Origin of the sequence: Streptomyces sp. NPDC086554 (assembly GCF_040686095.1) — a bacterium.
Taxonomy (GTDB): domain Bacteria; phylum Actinomycetota; class Actinomycetes; order Streptomycetales; family Streptomycetaceae; genus Streptomyces.
In genome coordinates, this window is the sequence record NZ_JBFBJK010000023.1 from 106,808 (window position 1) to 125,508 (window position 18,701).

Annotated in this window: 20 protein-coding genes; 9 read left to right on the forward strand and 11 right to left on the reverse strand. The window is 71.6% G+C overall.

Features of this window, described 5'->3' with window-relative positions; all coding sequences use genetic code 11:
* Positions 1–138: 138 nt before the first annotated feature.
* Together AB0O76_RS32630 and AB0O76_RS32635 are read right to left on the reverse strand one after the other, a co-directional pair.
* A complete protein-coding gene (locus AB0O76_RS32630; protein ID WP_365498609.1) occupies positions 139–1,425 on the reverse strand; it encodes an ABC transporter substrate-binding protein in 1,287 nt (428 codons plus the stop codon).
* Entirely contained in the window at positions 1,400–1,966 is a 567-nt protein-coding gene (locus tag AB0O76_RS32635) for a hypothetical protein (RefSeq protein WP_365498612.1), read from the reverse strand. The genes AB0O76_RS32630 and AB0O76_RS32635 overlap by 26 nt, the downstream gene beginning before the upstream one ends.
* Positions 1,967–2,101: 135 nt before the next feature.
* On the opposite strand from AB0O76_RS32635, the gene AB0O76_RS32640 reads away from it, so the two are divergent.
* From AB0O76_RS32640 to AB0O76_RS32650, 3 genes are read left to right on the forward strand one after another with little or no spacing between them, the layout of a single operon-like run.
* Entirely contained in the window at positions 2,102–2,611 is a 510-nt protein-coding gene (locus AB0O76_RS32640) for a hypothetical protein (protein WP_365498615.1), read from the forward strand.
* Positions 2,612–2,615: 4 nt separating this feature from the next.
* On the forward strand, positions 2,616–5,597 hold the full coding sequence (locus AB0O76_RS32645; protein WP_365498618.1) for a branched-chain amino acid ABC transporter permease/ATP-binding protein: 2,982 nt from the start codon (positions 2,616–2,618) through the stop codon (positions 5,595–5,597).
* Positions 5,598–5,610: 13 nt separating this feature from the next.
* Positions 5,611–6,291: an ATP-binding cassette domain-containing protein gene (locus AB0O76_RS32650; RefSeq protein WP_365498621.1), complete on the forward strand. Its 681-nt coding sequence runs from the start codon at positions 5,611–5,613 to the stop codon at positions 6,289–6,291.
* Position 6,292: 1 nt separating this feature from the next.
* On the opposite strand, the gene AB0O76_RS32655 is transcribed toward AB0O76_RS32650, so the two are convergent.
* Together AB0O76_RS32655 and AB0O76_RS32660 are read right to left on the reverse strand one after the other, a co-directional pair.
* Positions 6,293–6,910: a transglycosylase family protein gene (locus AB0O76_RS32655; RefSeq protein ID WP_365498624.1), complete on the reverse strand. Its 618-nt coding sequence runs from the start codon at positions 6,908–6,910 to the stop codon at positions 6,293–6,295.
* Positions 6,911–7,020: 110 nt separating this feature from the next.
* A complete protein-coding gene (locus tag AB0O76_RS32660; RefSeq protein WP_365498627.1) occupies positions 7,021–7,644 on the reverse strand; it encodes a transglycosylase family protein in 624 nt (207 codons plus the stop codon).
* A gap of 522 nt (positions 7,645–8,166) precedes the next feature.
* Between AB0O76_RS32660 and AB0O76_RS32665 the strand changes: the two genes are divergently transcribed.
* Together AB0O76_RS32665 and AB0O76_RS32670 are read left to right on the forward strand one after the other, a co-directional pair.
* Positions 8,167–8,949, forward strand: coding sequence for a hypothetical protein (locus tag AB0O76_RS32665; RefSeq protein WP_365498630.1), 783 nt, complete (start codon positions 8,167–8,169; stop codon positions 8,947–8,949).
* 115 nt (positions 8,950–9,064) lie between these two features.
* Positions 9,065–9,421: a hypothetical protein gene (locus tag AB0O76_RS32670; protein ID WP_365498633.1), complete on the forward strand. Its 357-nt coding sequence runs from the start codon at positions 9,065–9,067 to the stop codon at positions 9,419–9,421.
* Between the two features lie 92 nt (positions 9,422–9,513).
* Here AB0O76_RS32670 and der read toward each other — a convergent pair whose 3' ends face one another.
* The 5 genes from der to aroH form a co-directional block, all read right to left on the reverse strand.
* Positions 9,514–10,983 (reverse strand): ribosome biogenesis GTPase Der, encoded by a 1,470-nt coding sequence (der, locus tag AB0O76_RS32675; protein WP_365498636.1) that lies wholly within the window; start codon positions 10,981–10,983, stop codon positions 9,514–9,516.
* Positions 10,984–11,065: 82 nt separating this feature from the next.
* Positions 11,066–11,710 (reverse strand): lysophospholipid acyltransferase family protein, encoded by a 645-nt coding sequence (locus AB0O76_RS32680; protein ID WP_365498639.1) that lies wholly within the window; start codon positions 11,708–11,710, stop codon positions 11,066–11,068.
* Positions 11,710–12,414: a (d)CMP kinase gene (gene cmk, locus AB0O76_RS32685; RefSeq protein WP_365498642.1), complete on the reverse strand. Its 705-nt coding sequence runs from the start codon at positions 12,412–12,414 to the stop codon at positions 11,710–11,712. The genes AB0O76_RS32680 and cmk overlap by 1 nt, the downstream gene beginning before the upstream one ends.
* 90 nt (positions 12,415–12,504) lie before the next feature.
* Positions 12,505–13,590 carry a prephenate dehydrogenase gene (locus AB0O76_RS32690; protein ID WP_365498645.1) on the reverse strand — a complete coding sequence of 362 codons (1,086 nt, stop codon included), beginning with the start codon at positions 13,588–13,590 and terminating at the stop codon, positions 12,505–12,507.
* On the reverse strand, positions 13,587–13,949 hold the full coding sequence (gene aroH / locus AB0O76_RS32695; RefSeq protein ID WP_365498648.1) for a chorismate mutase: 363 nt from the start codon (positions 13,947–13,949) through the stop codon (positions 13,587–13,589). Before aroH ends, AB0O76_RS32690 begins: the two co-directional genes overlap by 4 nt.
* Before the next feature lie 462 nt (positions 13,950–14,411).
* Here aroH and AB0O76_RS32700 point away from each other — a divergent pair, with 462 nt between their 5' ends.
* Genes AB0O76_RS32700 through AB0O76_RS32715 form a run of 4 tightly spaced genes read left to right on the forward strand, consistent with a single transcriptional unit; the run spans position 14,412 to position 16,912 of the window.
* Positions 14,412–15,107: a hypothetical protein gene (locus AB0O76_RS32700; protein WP_365498651.1), complete on the forward strand. Its 696-nt coding sequence runs from the start codon at positions 14,412–14,414 to the stop codon at positions 15,105–15,107.
* A gap of 29 nt (positions 15,108–15,136) precedes the next feature.
* Positions 15,137–15,730, forward strand: a complete 594-nt coding sequence (locus AB0O76_RS32705; protein ID WP_365498654.1) for a DUF6529 family protein — start codon at positions 15,137–15,139, stop codon at positions 15,728–15,730.
* Positions 15,727–16,191, forward strand: coding sequence for a Rieske (2Fe-2S) protein (locus tag AB0O76_RS32710; RefSeq protein WP_365498657.1), 465 nt, complete (start codon positions 15,727–15,729; stop codon positions 16,189–16,191). The genes AB0O76_RS32705 and AB0O76_RS32710 overlap by 4 nt, the downstream gene beginning before the upstream one ends.
* Positions 16,192–16,213: 22 nt before the next feature.
* On the forward strand, positions 16,214–16,912 hold the full coding sequence (locus tag AB0O76_RS32715; protein ID WP_365498660.1) for a nucleotidyltransferase domain-containing protein: 699 nt from the start codon (positions 16,214–16,216) through the stop codon (positions 16,910–16,912).
* Here AB0O76_RS32715 and AB0O76_RS32720 read toward each other — a convergent pair.
* Positions 16,909–17,919 carry an ADP-ribosylglycohydrolase family protein gene (locus tag AB0O76_RS32720; RefSeq protein ID WP_365498663.1) on the reverse strand — a complete coding sequence of 337 codons (1,011 nt, stop codon included), beginning with the start codon at positions 17,917–17,919 and terminating at the stop codon, positions 16,909–16,911. The genes AB0O76_RS32715 and AB0O76_RS32720 overlap by 4 nt on opposite strands.
* Positions 17,916–18,665 (reverse strand): NUDIX domain-containing protein, encoded by a 750-nt coding sequence (locus tag AB0O76_RS32725; RefSeq protein ID WP_365498666.1) that lies wholly within the window; start codon positions 18,663–18,665, stop codon positions 17,916–17,918. The genes AB0O76_RS32720 and AB0O76_RS32725 overlap by 4 nt, the downstream gene beginning before the upstream one ends.
* Positions 18,666–18,701 lie beyond the last annotated feature (36 nt).

Genomic DNA, 18,701 nt, shown 5'->3' on the forward strand with positions numbered 1-18,701 from the left:
GCGGACAGTCCGTCTCGTCCGCCTACCGCAGGGTTAGACGGGGAATCCGGACAGAGGGTTGGGTTTCATCATCGTCTTGTTCCCCAAGCGTTGCGCCATCGATAGTCGCCTTCGGGAACTTCTTGGCGGGCGCACGCATCATGGCTGGTAGGAGAGCTGGGGCACCTCGAAGCAGTTCTTGTTCATCTCGCCTTGTGTGACCCAGCCCTCACTGTCCTTCCAGCGGGCCACGGACACACACGTCCTGCGGGTCTTCGGCGGATCGGCCCGCTGCTCGTAGGTCACCGGGAGCAGCAGCCCGCGCGCGGTGTACGGCTCACCGCGGTTCATGAAGCGGTCGACGCACGCGCGCGTGACGTCGCCCCGGCAGGACTTCGCCGCGTCCGTGAACCACATCGCCGCTGCCCAGCCCTCCAGGTGCCACTGGGAGAGCGGCTTTCCCTTCAGGGCGGCACGGAACGCGCGTACCTCCGGCTGGTCCTCGTCCTCGTAGTTGCGGCTCGCTCCGGTGGCCCACAGGGCGTTGCGGCAGCGCGGTGCGTCCTTGTAGTCGTCGGCGACGGAAGATGTCCAGTTCTGCACGTTGGTCACCTTGGCGGTGACCTTCGCGCCTACGTCGTCCATCGCCTCGCACAGCTGGGCGTTGCCGTGCGTGTCCATCGCGTCGAAGACCAGATCGGCGCCCTGCTCCTTCAGGTCGGCCGCGGCGGCGCGGAAGTTGGGCAGCGCGAAATCGACCTGCTCGGTGACCACCTTGTAGCCCTCGGCCTCCAGGCCGCGCTCGACGAGCCGGGCATAGGCGGCCGACGCGGACTGGTTGTAGGAGACGACGGCGGCGGTCCGTGCCCCCTGCTCCCGCTTGAAGTAGCGGTAGACCTCCGTGCCGCCGTACAGCTTTCCGCCCCAGCCCGGCTTCCCTTCGCGCGGCGCGAGGCTGCCGTAGATCCCGTACAGATGCGGATACGTGTCGTACGCGGACCCGATCGGCTGCCCCCCGATGTCGGGCACGCGCGCGCGGGAGACACGTGCGGCCCCGGCGTACTCCATCGAACTGGTGGCGACCAGGGCGACGACCTTCTCCTCGTCGACGAGCTTGTGCACGCACTCGTTGTTGCCGACACCGCTGCCGCCGTCGTCGCAGGTGTGCACCTCGACCTTGCGCCCGTCGATACCGCCGCGCGCGTTCAACCGCTCGAAGTACGCCTTCGCCCCGTCCCGCGGCCCGGTGAACGCGGAGCCGCCGACCGGGCTCGTGGCGCTGGTGATGATGCCGACGGGGATCGGCGCACCCCCATCCCCCGACGGGGCGGGGGCCGTGGCCCGGTCATCGAAGTCGCTCTCGGGCAGCCTGCTGCCGCACCCGGCCACCACGACGAGCAGCGCGGATACGGCAAGGACCTCAACAGCCCGGACCGGGCGACTCATTGCCGCTCAGCTTCACCAGCGCGCACAGGGTCTTGACGGACACCTTCCAGGTGTCGTCCTGGTTGACCGAGGTCCCCGAGGCGTCGGGCAGTGCGGTGGCGCCCTTCAACGTCAGCGCGTACGTCACGTCCGCCTCGGTCGCGGAGGTGAACTTCACCTTGCTCACCTTGGCGCTGACCTGTTTGCCACGCTCGTCACCGCTGAAGCTCTCCAGGACGGCGCGCATCTTCGGGCCGTTCTCCAGGACGGCCTCCTTCTCCTTCAGGGAGACGGCAGGGTCGAAGAACTTCTCCCAGTTCTCCTTGACCTGCTTCTCGGCCGCCGCGGGATCCGCGGGCGCGGTCGCGTCGTCCGCGGGCGCTTCGGTCGACTTCTCGGCCGACGGTTTCGGCGGGGTGCTCTCGCCGCCCCCGCCGCTGTCGTCGCCGCACGCCACGGCGGCCGGAACGATCAGCAGGACCGCGGCAGCCGCCAAAGCCGCGCTCCGCGCCCTTCCCCGCTCGCGATCGATCCCCCGCCTGGGGCTGGTCCAGAGAACCATCTGGCTCACCACCGGGTGTCGGTCCGAGCCATCAGGGCCCGGTTCTTTCAGGGTCAGCTTCCAGAAGGCATAGTGCAAGCCATCGACTGACATGGACAGCCCATCGACGTGACTGGCGTGTCTCAGGGGGTCTGAATGCGGGCGGCTCAACCGGCTCAGACAGCTCGTGCGGTGCGCCTTCGCGCCGTCCGCCCGGTGATCTGGGCGGCGTTCGCCTCCCTCGCCGCCGGCGCGGTGCTCAGCGTGATTGGCTGGTACGGCATGTCGGGCGAGCGCTTCGCCGAGCGGCAGCTGCCGTATCTGGCGTCCTGCACGGTGCCGGGCGCGGCACTGATCATCGCCGGGGCGGTGCTCTTCGCCCATGGCAGGAGCGCGCTGGCCGCGGCCCGCGTGGAGGAGCTGTACGGCCTCCTCGTGTCGGCGGGAACGCCTCCCTCGGTCACCGAGCAGCCGGCCCCCGTCGCGACCAGCGGCGACCTCCTGATGATCCCCGGCGGCACGCTCTGGCACCGGGCCGACTGCCCCTTGGTCGCGGGCAAGCCGGAGGCCGTCCCCGCGGACGCCCGCATCCTGGCCACCGGCGACCTGGACCCCTGCCCCATCTGCGAACCACAGGCCCCCGCCGCCCCGTCCCCGGAGCACTGACCCGGTGGCGTCCCTGACCTACGACCTGACGCTTGCCGGGCTCGCGGTCGGCAGCGCGGCCGCCTTCACCGGCATCGGCCTGATCGTCACGTACCGCGCGACGGGGGTACTCAACTTCGCGCACGGCGCGATCGCGATGGTCTGCGCGTACGTCCTGCGCCAGCTCACGGTCGAGTGGAACTGGCCGCTGTGGCTGGCGACAACGGTCACCCTCCTCCTCATCGCCCCGGCCATCGGCCTCCTCCTGGAGCGAGCGGTCTTCCGCCCCCTTTCGGTCCTCGGCAGCGACCCGGCCCAGACCCTGGTGGCATCCATCGGTGTCTTCGTACTCCTCGTGGGGGGCGCCGCGCTGCTGTGGGGCCCCGGGGCGAAGGCGGACGCGCCCGTGCTCGTCTCATCGGACCCCTGGGCCCAACTGGCGGTGACCGTGGCGCTCGCGGCGGCCGTCTGGGCGGTCACCCGCTGGACCCGCTTCGGCGGCGAGCTGCGGGCCGTGGTCGACAACCGGTCCCTGGCCGTGCTCGGCGGTATCGACGCGGACCGGGTGGCGGCGGCGGGCTGGGCGTTCGGCGCGTTCACGGCGGGCCTCACCGGAGCGCTGCTCGCCCCCTTCGTACGCCTCGACCCCTACGGCATGCCACTCCTGGTCATGGAGGTGGTGGCCGTCGCGGTGGCGGCGCGGATGCGGAGCCTGACGATCGCGGTCGTGGTGGCTCTGGGCCTCGGCGTTGCCCAGAGCCAGCTGACCCGGCTTCATCCCTCGGGCTGGGCGGAGCCGTTGGTCCAGGCGCTCGGCGCGAACCTCTTCGTGGTGGCGCTGCTCGTCGCGGCCTTGGTGCTGCCCGGCATCGGCGCGCAGACCACGCTCCCCCGCACGGCGACGGCACGCGTACCGACCCCGCCCGGCGCGTGGATAGTGATCGTGGTCCTCTTCCTCATCCCGCTGGGCTTCGCGGGCTCGGACCTGACGACATCGGTCCAGGTCCCTGCCCTTGCGGTGATCCTTCTGTCCCTGGTGATCGTCACGGGCAGGGGAGGCCAGATCTCCCTGGGCCAGGCGGCGTACGCGGGCCTGGGCGCGCTGTTCACGGCTCTCCTCACGGCAGGTCGCTTCCCCGGCCTGCCGGAACTCCCCCATCTCCCCGCCCTGGCCGTGGCCGTCCTCCTCGTGGCGCCGCTCGGCCTCCTCACCGGCTGGCCCGCGATCAGCCGCCACGGCCTTGCGCTCGCCCTCGCGACGTTCGCGGTGGGCGTCGGGGTCAGCCGCTTCGTCTTCGCGCAGCCGTACGCGACGGCGGGCCTGAACCTGGACCGCCCCGCGGGCTTCGCCGGGGATCGCGCGTACTACGTACTGGAACTTCTCCTCCTCGCCGCGGCTCTGCTCTTCGCCACGACACTGCGCCGAGGCCGCATGGGTCGCGCCCTGGCCGCGATGCGGGATCACGAGGCGGGGGCGGCGGCGTCGGGCGTCCCCGTACGCACCCTGAAACTCACCGCCTTCGTCGCGGGCGCGGCGCTTGCCGCTCTCGGCGGCGGAATGCTGGGCATGGGCCTGCGGGCCTTCGACCCCGCCGCGTACGACCCCGTACGCGGCCTCCTCTGGTTCGCGGCGGTACTGGTCCTGGGCGCGGACAGCCTCCTGGGCGCGATGGTTGCGGCGGCGCTTCTGGTGGGCCTGGACGCGGGGGCGCGGGGCGGTGTGGCAGCGGCATTGATCGGCATCTTGGCCGTCCTGATCGGCCGCTTCCCCGGGGGCCCGTACGAGGCTCTGCGCTCAGCCACCGCCCGCCTGACCCGGCACCCTTCCCTGACCCCCTTGGGCGCGAGGGCCCGCGAGGCTGTACTTGCCGCCACTTTGCCCGGTACCCGGCAACTGGGGCTGCGCCCACCCGGCCCGGGAGACGGGCTCGGGCCGGGCAACAGGCCCGGCACAAGCGCTGGCCCCGGAGCTGAGTCCGGCCCCGCCGCTGGCGACGGGCTCGGAGCTGGAGACGAACTCGGCGCAGGCGACGGGCTCAGCACAGGCAACGGCCCCACAGACGACCAGCCCAACACAAGCCACGGTCCTGGGTCGGGGCGGAAGTTGGTGCGAGCCGTAGGCGGCGGTGAGGTGGGAGGGGGTGTGTCGGGGTTTCCGCGCGGAGCGTCGTTCGCGGGGCTCGTCAGCCGAAGCGGCAAGGCGTTCGGAGCGAGATGGCGGGGACGGACATACCGGCGCGGCCCCGGCCCCCGACCGGACCAAGGGCGCGACGGATCGGCACAGTCAACCCCCGTCTCCGTTCCCCCGGCCCCCGCCCCCGCTCCGGTAACCCTCGCCGCCCACGGCATCACCCTCACCTACAACGGCTTCACCGCCCTCGACCGCGTAAGCCTGGCCGTGCCCCCCGGCCGCATCACCGCCGTAGTGGGCCCGAACGGCGCAGGCAAGAGCACCCTGTTCCACTGCCTGGCCGGAACCCTCCGCCCCGACTCCGGCCGCATCACCCTCGACGACCGCGACATCACCCGCCTCCCCGCCCACACCCGCACCCACCTCGGCGTGGCCCGCACCTTCCAGCAGTTGTCGGTCTTCCCGTCCCTGACCATCACCGAGAACGTCCAAGTCGCCGCGGACCAGAGCCGAGCAGACGTCCCGGAGGCCACCACCCACGCCCTCCGCCTCCTCTCCCTCGACGGCCCCACCCGACACCACCCCGCAGCAGACCTCCCCACCGGCACCCTCCGACGCGTGGAACTGGCCCGAGCCCTGGCGGGCACCCCGCACACCCTCCTCCTGGACGAGCCCGCAGCGGGCCTGGACACCGCCGAGGCGGCGGCCCTCACCCGCCTCCTGCGCGCCCTGGCGGCGGACGGCATGGCATTGCTCGTGGTGGAGCACGACCTGGACCTGGTGGCGAACCTGGCCGACACCGTGCACGTCATGTCGGCGGGCCGCATCATCACATCGGGCCCGCCGACGGAAGTGCTCCACAGGGCAGCACCATGAGAAGGGCAGCGCCATGAGCACCGGCATCGCGCTCCAGCACGCCCACGTCCGCTACGGCCCCCTCGAAGCCCTGCACGGCGTGACCCTCGCCGCCCGCCCCCACGGCCTCACCGTCCTCCTCGGCCGCAACGGTTCCGGCCGCACCACGACCCTGCGCGCCCTGGCCGGCACGGCCCCCCTCTCGGCGGGCACCGTCACCTGGGACGGCAGGGACGTCACCCGGCTCACCCCGCACGAACGCGCGCGGCGAGGCCTCTGCTTCGTACCGGACAGACAGGCGATCTACGGCACCCTCACGGTCCGCGAGAACCTCGACCTGTCGGCCCCCGAGGGCGACTTCGCCCCCGCCCTGGACGCGTACCCCGAGCTGCGCCCCCTCCTCCCCCGCCGCGCAGGCACCCTCTCCGGCGGCGAGCAACGCATGCTGGCCCTCTCCCGCGCCCTGCTGGCCCCGGCCCGGGTGATCCTCGTGGACGAGCCCACCCAGGGCATGTCACCACCGGTGGCAGCACGGACGTACGAGCTCCTCATGGCCCTGGACGCCTGCGTGATCACCGCCGAACAGCGACTGCCGCCCGGCGTACGCGAACGCGCGAGCCGGACGGCAGTGGTGGTGCACGAACTACGCAGGGGCGAGCTCGTGTTCAGCGGCGAGGCGGCGGAACTGAGAGACAGCCCGCCCCCGGAAGGATGACTCAGGAACGAGCCGCCCCGCGAGGGATGATCAGCTCCGCGCCGACGTTCAGCGCATCGGGACGGCTCCCGACCATCTTCCGGTTGGCCTTGTGCAGGGCCTGCCAGCCGCCCTTGACCTTGTAGCGCAGGGCGATCGAGCTCAACGTCTCGCCCTTCTTGACCACATGCACCCTGGCGATCCCGTCCCGGATCTCCTTCGGGATCTTCTTCGAGCACGCGGGCCAGGCGTTCCACCCCTGTTTCCGAAGGACCTTCTCGGCGACCTTGATCTGCTCCGCCTTGGTGGCGAGATCCGCACGCGGCGCGTACTTGAGCCCGCCGTGCTTCTCCCAGGTGGGCTGCCAGAACTGCAGCCCTCCGTAGAAGCCGTTCCCGGTGTTCACGTTCCACCGTCCGCTGCTCTCGCACTGGGCGAGGCAGGTCCACGGCCCTTCGGTACGGGAACAGTCGTACGCCGCGGCGGCGGCAGGCGGACCGGGCAGCGGCGGCGGAGGAGCGGGCGACGCGGCCGCCGGCACGACCGTCGCCGGCAGGGACACCGCGGTGGCGAGCAGCGCGGCGGGCCACAGCGACCGGAGCCGCTCGATCGACATCGGAATCATCTGCATCGGGTACATCCGGCCACGCTAGGCAGGGCGACAGCGCCGCAAAGGCGTGCCGCGCCCGCCACGGACACGGCCCCACCCGGTCGGACGACCGGGTGGGGCCACGCCCTGGGCCGACCGGCTCAGAGGTCGAGCCGCTGCCCCGGCACGATCAGGTTCGGATCGTCGCCGATGACCGCCTTGTTGGCGTCGTAGACCTGCCGCCAGCCGACGCCGTGCTCCGCCGCGATCCGGCTGAGGGTGTCCCCTCGCTGAACGGTGTAGTCACCGCGGCCGGAACCCCGGTCGGTGTGGCTCGGCGTACGGTCCCGCTCCTTCGCGGGCCGTTCCTTGACGGCCTTGGGAGCCGCCGGGGCCGCGGGTGCGGCAGGAGCCGCCGCCCCCGGCGCACTGCCGGACGCTCCCGCCCGTGCCGAGCACGTGGGCCACGCGCCCCAACCCTGAGCGCGCTGCACCTTGGTGGCGACAGCGATCTGCTGCGCCTTGGACGCCTTGTCGGCGGTCACCGCGTAGGCCCCTCCGCCGTACGCGCGCCAGGTACCGGCGGAGAACTGCAGTCCTCCGTAGTAGCCGTTGCCGGTGTTGATGTTCCAGTTTCCGCCGCTCTCGCACTGAGCGATGCGATCCCACACTCCGCTGTCCGCCGCTCCGGCCTGGCCGGTGGCGGTGAGCAGTCCCAGCGGGGCGAGCAACGCCGCTCCGCCGATCACTGCCGTCCTGCGAACGCGCTTGGGATGTGCGGACATGTATTTCCCTCTCGAAGGACCCAGGCTCCCCCTGATGCTGTGGTCCTCCTCGCGCATCCGACGCCGGAGGTCCACTCCACCCCGTCCGCCGGAGTCGGCACTCTCGTGCCGCGGTGCTTGAGCTGGCTGGTGCACCCGACGGACGTACCTGAGCGGTGCTCGCTGCACACGAGGGTGGAATCTAGGAGCCTGCTCGCCCCGATATCAACCAACTCCTTGTCATTCCAGGCCAGTTGGATGTTACCGGCAGTATCGGCGATTTTCGGCCATCCACTTAATTCACCGATTTCAGTATTTATCAACCCGTCGATGAGGTGATCTGTGACTCACCTCACCGCTCCAACTTCCCTGTACTCAGCAGGCGTTGGCGTGGAGTGATGGATTCCGCCGGGAAACTCACCCTCCGCTGCGGATGGTTCGATTCCGTTCGCCTTCGCGCGTGACTTGCACCACTGATCGCCCGTTGTCTCCTTATGAGCCGGACACCGCCGGCTCCCAAGCATCGATTCCGAGGAGCCACCCGTGCCGCGCATGCTCGAAGTCGGCGACGACGTACGCGCCGAGATCGGCGACGAAGAAGCCGACCGGCTGCTCGCCGGAGAGAACGCCCCTGGCAGTTACGACTGCACGTCCTGCCGCACCCCGGGCGACTCGGAGCAGGAACGCACCAGCACGGTCCTGTTCATCGGCGACGAGACCGCCGTACTCGCCTTCGCCCACGCCACCTGCCTGCCCTCCCAGATCGTCCAGGTCTCCGAGGAGCAGCTCCAGGGCGCCGTACGCTCGATCACCGGCGACGACGGCACCGGGCCCGCCGGAGGAGCGCCCGACCAGGCCGTCCTCGGCGTGACCAGCGGTCTCGTCCTCATCGATGGCGAGCTGCACCCCGCGCTCGTCGTCGAGCCGACCGGCGCCATCGCACGCCCCGGCGCCGCTCCGGGCGGCGGCGACGACTTCCTGCCGCTCCTGATCGAGCAGGGCTTCATGCCGGTGACCTCGCTGGACACCGTGCCCGACGTGCTGCACGGCTGGTCGGTGCTGCTCGCCATGGGCCGGCTGCACGCCGTGCTCCAGCCCGGCGCCAACGGCAGCTCCCCCGTCGCCTGGTGGCAGGCGCACCACCCGCTCCAGGTCACCGACGCCTGGCGGGCCGCGGCCAACAAGCTGCAGACGGTGCTCCTCTTCGCGGCGCCGGTCGGCTCCATCGGCCGCCAGCCCCGCGAGGACCTGCTGCGCGGCGCCCTGGACAACGCGGCGGCGCACGGGCGGCTTGTGGCGGCCGCGATGCCGCTCGCGGGCACCTGAGCCGACCGCGCCGGGGCCGCGCCGCGAGCCGCGAATGCGCCGGTCACACCCCCGGCGCCACGCGAAAGCGGCGCGGCCCCCGCATCCGTACGCGAATGGTGTCGTTGGCACATACGTGCACACATACGACCCCACTCGCCACCGGCCCGCGTACCAGAACCCCATCCCGTCCATGCGCTCGTCGCAGGACACCGGGGGCACCCGCTCGGCCACGCCGATCTACGACGCGCTGTACTCGGAGTACCGCAGATCGTTCAAGGCCCTGCCGGGTGACCGGAGCGGCGAGGAGGATCTGGGCTTCACGGCCTTCGGCGCCATGCCGTACGGCATGCACCGGGCGGGCGACCGGCAGAGCCCCCGGCACAACACGCTCAGCCAGCTGCACGTGACCCGCTACGGCCAGGAGCAGCACGGCACGGGCCACCAGCAGTTCCCCGCGGCGCTGCCACCGGGACCGCGCAGGGGGAACTGAGGCACCGCACACGAGTGAGGCCCCGCCTTCTTCGGATTCCTCAAAGAATTCGAAGAAGGCGGGGCCTCACCCGTTCGTTCCCCGCGTGGCTGCTACTTCTTGCGGCCGCGCTTCTCGCGCACCCGCACCGAGATGTGGATCGGCGTGCCCTCGAAGCCGAACTCCTCGCGCAGCCTGCGCTCCACGAAGCGCCGGTAGCCGTGCTCGATGAAGCCGGAGGAGAAGAGGACGAAGCGCGGCGGCTTCGTGCCCGCCTGTGTGCCGAAGAGGATGCGGGGCTGCTTGCCGCCGCGCACCGGGTGCGGGTGGGAGGCCACCAGCTCGCCGAGGAAGGCGTTCAGACGGCCCGTCGGGACGCGCGTCTCCCAGCCGTCGAGGGCCGTCTCGATCGCGGGGACCAGCTTGTCCATGTGCCGGCCGGTCGTCGCCGACACATTGACCCGGGGCGCCCACGCGACCTGCTGGAACTCGGTCTCGATCTCCCGCTCCAGGTAGTAGCGGCGCTCCTCGTCGAGGGTGTCCCACTTGTTGTACGCGAGGACAATGGCGCGGCCTGCCTCGACGGCCATCGTCACGATGCGCTGGTCCTGGATGCTGATCGACTCGCTGGCGTCGATCAGGATGACCGCGACCTCCGCCTTCTCGACGGCGGCGGCGGTGCGCAGGGAGGCGTAGTAGTCGGCGCCCTGCTGCAGGTGGACGCGCTTGCGGATGCCCGCCGTGTCGACGAACTTCCAGACGATCCCGCCGAGTTCGATGAGTTCGTCGACCGGGTCACGGGTGGTGCCCGCGAGCTCGTTGACGACCACGCGGTCCTCGTTCGCCACCTTGTTGAGCAGCGAGGACTTGCCGACGTTCGGGCGGCCGATGAGCGCGATGCGGCGCGGGCCGCCGATGGCGGCGCCGAAGGTCTGCTCGGGCGCCTCGGGCAGCGCGTCGAGGACGGCGTCCAGCATGTCGCCGGTGCCGCGGCCGTGCAGCGCGGAGACGGGGTGCGGCTCGCCGAGGCCGAGGGACCACAGGGCGGTGGCGTCGGCCTCGCCGGACGGCCCGTCGACCTTGTTGGCGCACAGGACGACCGGCTTGCCCGCCTTGCGGAGCAGCCGCACGACGGCCTCGTCCGTGTCGGTGGCGCCGACGGTGGCGTCCACGACGAAGACGACCGCGTCGGCCGCCTCGATCGCGTACTCGGCCTGGGCTGCGACGGACGCGTCGATGCCGAGCACGTCCTGCTCCCAGCCGCCGGTGTCGACGAGCTTGAAGCGGCGGCCCGCCCACTCCGCCTCGTACGTCACGCGGTCGCGGGTCACGCCGGGGCGGTCCTCGACGACCGCCTCGCGGCGGCCGATGATGCGGTTGACGAGGGTCGACTTGCCGACATTGGGGCGGCCGATGACGGCGAGGACGGGCAGCGGGCCGTGGCCCGCCGCCTCGATCGCGCCCTCGACGTCCTCGACGTCGAAGCCCTCTTCCGCGGCGAGCTCCATGAACTCCGCGTACTCGGCATCGCCAAGCGCCCCGTGCTCGTGCTCCGAGCCCTCGGGCTGGATCTGGTCGTTCATGAAGTCCGTACCTCGTTGTTCATCGTGGTGATCGGTGGACCGTCTCTCGTCTGGCGACGGGCCACTACTTGATAAGTCTCACTCAGCGCCCGGTCAGGCGCCTGGCGTTGTCCAGGTGGGCGGTGAGCCGCTCCTGGATGCGCACGGTCGCCTCGTCCAGCGCCTTGCGCGTACGCCGTCCGCTGCCGTCGCCCGCTTCGAAGGGGTCCCCGAAGACGACGTCGACCCGGCTGCGCAGCGGGGGCAGCCCCTTTATCAACCGTCCGCGCCTCTCCGTGCTTCCCAGGACCGCGACCGGCACGATCGGCGCTCCGCTGCGTACGGCGAAGTACGCGAGGCCCGCACGCAGCGAGGCGAAGTCGCCCTCGCCGCGCGTGCCCTCGGGGAAGATCCCGAGGACGCCGCCCTGCTCCAGGACGCCGAGGGCCCGGGTGATCGCCGTGCGGTCGGCGATCTCACGGTCCACCTTCAGCTGCCCGATGCCGCGCAGGAAGGGGTCCAGGGGTCCGATGAACGCTTCCTTCTTGATGAGGAAGTGCGTGGGCCGCGGGGCCGTCCCCATCACCATCGGACCGTCGACGTTGTGCGAGTGGTTCACGGCCAGGATCGCCGGGCCGGTCGCGGGGACCTTCCAGGCGCCGAGGACGCGGGGCTTCCACAGCCCGTACATGAGGCCGACGCCGATCCGGCGGCCGACCTCCGCACCGCGTTCCGATGGAACCTCCATCACTTCGAGGCCCGCTTCTCCTCGACGAGGGTGACGACGCACTCGATGACCTGCTGGAGCGTGAGCTCGGTGGTGTCGACCTCGACGGCGTCGCCGGCCTTCGCCAGCGGGGACGTCTTGCGGCTGGAGTCGGCCGCGTCCCGCTTGATGAGGGCTTCCTGGGTCGTCTTGACGTCGGCGCCCTTGAGCTCGCCGGAGCGGCGGGCGGCGCGGGCCTCGGGCGAGGCCGTCAGGAAGATCTTGAGGTCGGCGTCGGGCAGGACGGTCGTACCGATGTCACGGCCCTCGACGACGATGCCCTTCTCGGCGGACGCGGCGATGGAGCGCTGCAGGTCCGTGATCCGGGCGCGGACTTCGGGGACGGCGCTGACGGCGCTGACCTTGGAGGTGACCTCGGCCGTGCGGATCGGGCCCGCGACGTCCGTGCCGTCGACCGTGATGGTCGGGGCGGCCGGGTCGGTGCCGGAGATGATCTCGGGCTTCTGGGCGGCCGCTGCGATGGCGCTCGGGTCCGTCAGCTCGATGCCGTTGCTCACCATCCACCAGGTGATCGCACGGTACTGGGCGCCGGTGTCCAGGTAGCTGAGGCCGAGCTGGGCGGCGACGGCCTTCGAGGTGCTCGACTTGCCCGTGCCGGAGGGTCCGTCGATGGCGACGACGACGGTTGCCTGGGCGGCGGTTTCGGCGGTTTCTGCGGCTTCCACGGGGCTGCGGACACCTTTCTCAGGACGCGGGGCAAGGAGGCGGGGCGCAGACGCGCCCCGCACAAGGTTACTGGCTCCCGCGAGCGCCTCTTACTGCCGGATGGCCCAGCCCCGCTCCCGCAGCGCCGCGCTCAGCACCGGCACCGCCTTCGGCTCCACCATCAGCTGGACCAGGCCCGCCTGCTGCCCGGTCGCGTGCTCGATGCGTACGTCCTCGATGTTGACCCCGGCACGGTCCGCGTCGGCGAAGATCCGGGCCAGCTGGCCGGGCTGGTCGTTGATGAGCACGGCGACGATCTCGTACGTGGCCGGCGCCGCCCCGTGTTTGCCGGGCACCCGCACCTGCCCGGCGTTGCCACGCCGCAGCATGCTCTCGACGCCGGCCGCGCCGTCCCGCCGCTTGGACTCGTCCGCCGACTGCAGCGCGCGCAGCGCGGTCACCGTCTCGTCCAGGTCCGTGGCGACCGCCGCCAGGAGGTCGGCCACCGGACCGGGATTCGCGGACAGGATGTCGATCCACATCCCCGGGTCGGACGCGGCGATGCGCGTGACGTCACGGATGCCCTGCCCGCACAGGCGCACCGCCGTCTCCTCGGCGTCCTCCAGGCGGGCGGCGACCATGCTGGACACGAGGTGCGGCATGTGCGAGACGAGCGCGACCGCACGGTCGTGCGCCTCGGCGTCCATGACGACCGGCACCGCACGGCAGAGCGCGACCAGCTCGAGGGCGAGGTTGAGGACCTCGGTGTCGGTGTCCCGGGTCGGGGTCAGCACCCACGGCCGCCCCTCGAAGAGGTCGGCGGTGGCGGCGAGGGGGCCGCTGCGCTCGCGGCCCGACATGGGATGCGTACCGATGTACGGGGTGAGGTCGAGGCCGAGCGCCTCCAGCTCACGGCGCGGCCCGCCCTTGACGCTGGCCACGTCGAGGTAGCCGCGCGCCGCCCCGCGCCCCATGACGTCGGCCATGGTCGCGGCGACATGCGCCGGCGGCACGGCGACGACACACAGGTCGACGCGGCCCTCGGGCTCCTCGTCGGTGCCGGCGCCGAGCGCCGCCGCCGTACGGGCCTGCCCGGGGTCGTGGTCGGCGAGGTGCACGGTCACACCGCGCGAGACGAGCGCGAGCGCGGCGGAGGTGCCGATCAGGCCGGTGCCGATGACGAGGGCGGTTCTCACTGGGCGATGTCCTTGCGAAGGGTGGCAGCGGCGCCGAGGTAGACGTGCGTGATCTCGGAGCGGGGCTTGTCGGTCTCGATGTGCGCGAGGACCCGGACGACGCGGCGCATCGCGCCGTTGATCTCCAGCTCCTGCGCGCAGATCAGCGGGACGTCCACGATGCCCAGCTTGCGCGCGGCGGCGGCCGGGAAGTCGGAGTGCAGATCGGGCGTCGCCGTGAACCAGATGCTGATCAGGTCGTCCTGGTTCAGTCCGTTCCGCTCGAGGATGGCGGTGAGCAGCTCGCTGACCTGCTCGTCCATGTGGTCGGCCGCGTCCCGCTCCAGTTGGACGGCGCCCCGGACCGCTCGTACCGCCACAGTGCTGCTCCTCGCTCGCGTATCTACGACTTGCTGTGGTCACAAGGGTAGTCAGGGCCCCAGGGACGAGTGCGCGACGCCCGCCTGCCGAGACGGACGCCGCGTGCCCCTCGGGGGATCTGGGGTGCTCAGAGCCGCTGCTGCCTGATGATGTCCTCCGCGGCGACCTTTTGGAGGGTGCCGTCGCGGGCAGCGCCTCCTGCAGCTGGGCTCCGGTCACCTGCTGGTTCGCGCCGGTGCCTACCCAGGACTGGGCCTGGTCGGCGAGTCCGGCGCGGCCAGGAGGTTGCCTCCGCCGCCGGAGGAGCCGCCTGAGGCGGGACCTCGGACCCTGCCAATGTCGCGCTGATCGCCTTCTGTCGCCACTTGGAACGATCCGTGACGGTTCAGCCCTGGACGCAGGGGGCGCGGGTCCGCTTGCATGGAGGAGCCGGCACGGCCCACGCCTCGGGGGAGGCCCGTATGAAGCGCTCGGGACCGCTGTACACGCTTCTCGGGGGGCTGCTGCTCGCCCTGTTCATGCTGTCGCTCAACGCGACGACGGGGACGGGCAATTCGTCGTACGAAGAGGGCTCGTCCGGCGGCGCGTCGCCGACGCCCACCTCGACGGCGGAACCCTCCGGGAGCGCCTCCACGGAGCCGTCCGGGAAGCCGTCGAAAGAGCCCTCGAAGGAGCCGACGAAGAAGCCGCCTGCCAAGGCCGAGTACGCGGGCCGCACGGACGACGACACCTCCGCCGTCTCCATCTCGATCCGTGACGGCAAGGCCATCGCGTACTTCTGCGACGGACGGAACACGGAGTCCTGGCTGAAGGGCGATGTCGAGGACGACGGTTCCATGCGGCTGACCGGCAAACACGGCGCGAAGCTGGACGGCACCCTCCGCGACGACGACAAGGTCCGCGGCACGGTCGACATCGACAAGAAGACCTGGGACTTCACCGCCGACAGGGCGAAGAAGCCATCCGGCCTGTACCGCGCGACCACCGAGGTGCGCGGCGCCGAGATCGACGGCGGCTGGATCGTCCTGCCCGACGGGCAGCAGGTCGGGATCCTCAAGGAGGACGGCAAGCCGCAGAAGGCCCCGCGCCTCGACCCGGAGACCGGCGCCGTCCCGTTCGACGGCGGCACCCTCACCGCCCGCCCCGTCGTGCCCTGACCCCGCTCCGCCCCGACCAGGGAGCCACCATGAGCGTCGATCCGAACGCCGCGACCCAGGGCGGCTTCGGCCCGCCCCCGGCGGCCGGCGACCACCGCCGCCCGCACCCCGCCCGCTACCTCGTACCTGCCCTGGTCGCCGCCGCGGTCGCCGTCGGCCTCGGCGTGTACGGCAAGACGCACGACCCGGAGGGCACGGCCTTCAACCTCGCCGGGTTCAGCAGCACCAGCGCGGTCAAGGCCTGGCTCGGCACGACGGCGTTCGCCTTCGCGCTCGTCCAGGTCGGCTCGGCGTTCATGGTGTACGGCCGTCTTCCGGGCCCGTCCTGGTCGGCGGCGCTGCACCGCTGGTCGGGCCGGATCGCGTTCCTGGTGTCGGTGCCCGTGGCGGTGCACTGCCTCTACGCGCTCGGCTATCAGACGTACTCGACACGGGTGATGTGGCACTCGCTGCTCGGTTGCTTCTTCTTCGGCGCGTTCAGTGCCAAGATGCTGCTGCTCCGCTCGGAGAAGCTGCCCGGCTGGCTGCTTCCGGTGATCGGAGGCCTGGTCTTCACGGTCCTCACGGTGATCTGGCTGACGTCGGCGCTGTGGTTCTTCCGTACGTTCGGAGTGACGACATGAGCGGTACGCCCCCCACCCGGCGCACGGTCCTCGCCACCGGCGGCGCGGTCGCGCTGGCCGCCGGATGCAGCAAGTACGGCGACGAGGGCGCGGATCCGGAGTCGCCGCCCGGGTCCGAGTCTTCCGCCGCACCGTCCTCCTCGGGCGGCGGAAAGTCCCAGAAGCCGCCCGCGGCCGACGAGTTGGCGAAGACGTCGGACATCCCGGTCGGCGGCGGCAAGATCTTCAAGGACGAGAAGGTCGTCGTGACACAGCCCGAGAAGGGCGACTTCAAGGGCTTCTCCGCGGTCTGCACCCACTCGGGCTGCACGGTCAGCGAGGTCACGGGCGGCACGATCAACTGCGCGTGCCACGGCAGCAAGTACCGCGTGGCGGACGCCTCGGTGGCGGACGGGCCCGCGCCACGCCCGCTCCCCGCTCAGAAGATCACGGTCACCGGAAAATCGATCACGCTCGGCTGACGGTGGCCCGTACGCTCACCGCATGCACCGCCTGAGCGACCTGGACCTCGTACGCGACCACACCGTCTACTCGTGCGTGATGGGTTCGCGTGCCTTCGGCCTGGCCACGGACGGCAGCGACACCGACCGCAGGGGCGTCTTCCTGGCGCCCACGCCGCTCTTCTGGCACTTCGAGAAGCCGCCGACGCATGCCGATGGACCAGCCGATGAGCAGTTCAGCTGGGAGCTTGAGCGCTTCTGCGAGCTCGCGCTGCGCGCCAACCCGAACATCCTGGAGTGCCTGCACTCTCCGCTCGTCGAGCACCTCACGGACACCGGCCGCGAACTCCTCGCACTGCGCGGGGCGTTCCTGTCCCGCCACGTCCACGCAAGCTTCGCGGGCTACGCGCTCGGCCAGCGCAAGAAGCTCGACGCGGACGTACGCCTGCACGGCGCGCCCCGCTGGAAGCACGCGATGCACCTTTTGCGCCTCCTGATGAGCAGCCGCGACCTGCTGCTGACCGGCGAGCTGGTCGTCGACGTCGGCGAACAGCGCGAGCCGCTCCTCGCGGTCAAGCGCGGCGAGGTCGCGTGGACGGACGTCGAGGCGTGGATGAACCGGCTGGCGGCGGAGGCCGACGCGGCCGCCGCCCGCACGCCGCTCCCGCCGGAGCCGGACCGCCGCCGGGTCGAGGACTTCCTGTTCCGGGTGCGCCGAGCGTCGGCGGCAGCTTCGGCTTAGGCCTCCCCGTCCCAGAGCGCCCCGAGCTCAAGCAGCTCCTCCCGGTACTCGATCCGCTCGGCCCACTCGGCGGGCCAGGCGTCCGCGCCCAGGTGGGCGCCCGCGAACGCGCCGGCCAGGCAGGCGATGGAGTCGGAGTCGCCCGAGGTGCAGGCGGCCCTGCGGAGGGCGGTGAGGGGCTCGTCGGGGAACATCAGGAAGCACAACAGGCCGGTGGCGAGCGCCTCTTCGGCGATCCAGCCCGCGCCGGTGGCCAGGCAGGGGTCGGTCTCCGGGTTGGCGTCACGGACAGCCGCCGCGAGCCGCTCGAGTATCGCGAGGCACTCGTCCCAGCCGCGCGCGATGAAGTGCTCGGGGTTCGGGTCCTGGGAGCGGTTCCACAGATCGCCGAGCCAGTCCTCGCGGTACCGGGTGCGGTTGTCGATGGCGTACGACCGGAGCAGGCCGACCAGGCCCATCGGTTCCGTGCCCTCGGCGAGCAGCTTCACCGCGTACGCCGTGAGATCGCTGGCCGCCAGTGCCGTGGGGTGTCCGTGGGTGAGCGCGGACTGGGTCTGTGCGGCACCGGCCCGCATCTCCTCGCTCAGCCACGGCATGAGCCCGAGCGGTGCGACCCGCATATTGGCGCCGCAGCCCTTGGAGTGCAGCTGGCTTGCGTCCCGCCAGGGCCGCTGCTCGTCGGCGAGCAGTTCGCAGGCGGTGATGCAGGTGTTGCCTGGGGCGCGGTTGTTGTCCGGCGAGAAATTCCAGGCGACGAACTCCCGGCGGGTGAGGTGCGCGAACCGCTCGGGCCCGCAGAGCCCCCGCGCGGACGCGGCCTTGAGCGCACGGCCGAGCGCGAGTGTCATCTGCGTGTCGTCCGTGACGAACGCGGGCTTCGGCAGCTCCATCTCCCGCCAGGGCCCGCACTTGGCGAGGATCGAGGGTACGTCGTTGAACTCGGTCGGGAAGCCGAGCGCGTCCCCGAGGGCGAGCCCGATCAGGGATCCGGTCGCGGCACGCTTCATGAGGTCTTTCCTTCCGAGGGATCCGATGGAACGGTCGAGGGGCGGAGAAGGGGCGGGTGCAGCTCGGTGGCGCCGCCCGCCCGGTAGAGAGCGGCGGGCTTTCCGCGCCCGCCCGTCAGGCGCGCGGCCCCGGGGATCGCCGCGACGAAGCCGGGCGTGCCGAGCACCTTGCGCCGGAAGTTGGCCGGGTCGAGCTCGACGCCCCACACCGTCTCGTAGACCTGCCGCAGCTCGCCGAGGGTGAACTCGGGCGGGCAGAAGGCCGTGGCGAGGCCGGTGTACTCGAGCTTGGCGCGGACGCGGTCATGGGCGTCGGCGAGGATCCGCTCGTGGTCGAAGGCGAGCGGCCCGTACGCGGAGCCGTACGGCAGCCAGGCGGCGCGGGCCGCGTCGCTGCCGCCGCGTACCTCGGGAGGATCGGGTACGAGCGCCGCGAACGCCACGGAGACGACCCGCATCCGCGGGTCGCGGTCCGGTTCGCTGTAGGTGCGCAGCTGCTCCAGGTGAAGCCCGGCGGCATCCGTGAGGCCGGTCTCCTCGGCGAGCTCACGGCCCGCCGCGGTCTCGGCCGACTCCTCGGGGAGCACGAATCCGCCGGGCAGCGCCCAGCGTCCCGCGTACGGCTCCTGGCCCCGCACGACGAGCAGCACGTGCAGCCGGCCGGCGCGGACGGTGAAGACGGCGAGGTCGACGGTGACGGCGAACGGCTCGAAGGCGTACTTGTCGTAGGCCCCGGACACAGACATGCCCGCCCACCCCCTTAATAGTCATGAAGACTATAA

Bases quoted from the DNA above. Each gene is read 5' to 3' on its own strand.
- AB0O76_RS32630 (WP_365498609.1), bottom strand. From the start codon at position 1,425: ATGAGTCGCCCGGTCCGGGCTGTTGAGGTCCTTGCCGTATCCGCGCTG.
- AB0O76_RS32635 (WP_365498612.1), bottom strand. From the start codon at position 1,966: ATGGTTCTCTGGACCAGCCCCAGGCGGGGGATCGATCGCGAGCGGGGA.
- AB0O76_RS32640 (WP_365498615.1), top strand. From the start codon at position 2,102: ATGCGGGCGGCTCAACCGGCTCAGACAGCTCGTGCGGTGCGCCTTCGC.
- AB0O76_RS32650 (WP_365498621.1), top strand. From the start codon at position 5,611: ATGAGCACCGGCATCGCGCTCCAGCACGCCCACGTCCGCTACGGCCCC.
- AB0O76_RS32655 (WP_365498624.1), bottom strand. From the start codon at position 6,910: ATGTACCCGATGCAGATGATTCCGATGTCGATCGAGCGGCTCCGGTCG.
- AB0O76_RS32660 (WP_365498627.1), bottom strand. From the start codon at position 7,644: ATGTCCGCACATCCCAAGCGCGTTCGCAGGACGGCAGTGATCGGCGGA.
- der (WP_365498636.1), bottom strand. From the start codon at position 10,983: ATGAACGACCAGATCCAGCCCGAGGGCTCGGAGCACGAGCACGGGGCG.
- AB0O76_RS32680 (WP_365498639.1), bottom strand. From the start codon at position 11,710: ATGGAGGTTCCATCGGAACGCGGTGCGGAGGTCGGCCGCCGGATCGGC.
- AB0O76_RS32700 (WP_365498651.1), top strand. From the start codon at position 14,412: ATGAAGCGCTCGGGACCGCTGTACACGCTTCTCGGGGGGCTGCTGCTC.
- AB0O76_RS32705 (WP_365498654.1), top strand. From the start codon at position 15,137: ATGAGCGTCGATCCGAACGCCGCGACCCAGGGCGGCTTCGGCCCGCCC.
- AB0O76_RS32710 (WP_365498657.1), top strand. From the start codon at position 15,727: ATGAGCGGTACGCCCCCCACCCGGCGCACGGTCCTCGCCACCGGCGGC.
- AB0O76_RS32715 (WP_365498660.1), top strand. From the start codon at position 16,214: ATGCACCGCCTGAGCGACCTGGACCTCGTACGCGACCACACCGTCTAC.
- AB0O76_RS32720 (WP_365498663.1), bottom strand. From the start codon at position 17,919: ATGAAGCGTGCCGCGACCGGATCCCTGATCGGGCTCGCCCTCGGGGAC.
- AB0O76_RS32725 (WP_365498666.1), bottom strand. From the start codon at position 18,665: ATGTCTGTGTCCGGGGCCTACGACAAGTACGCCTTCGAGCCGTTCGCC.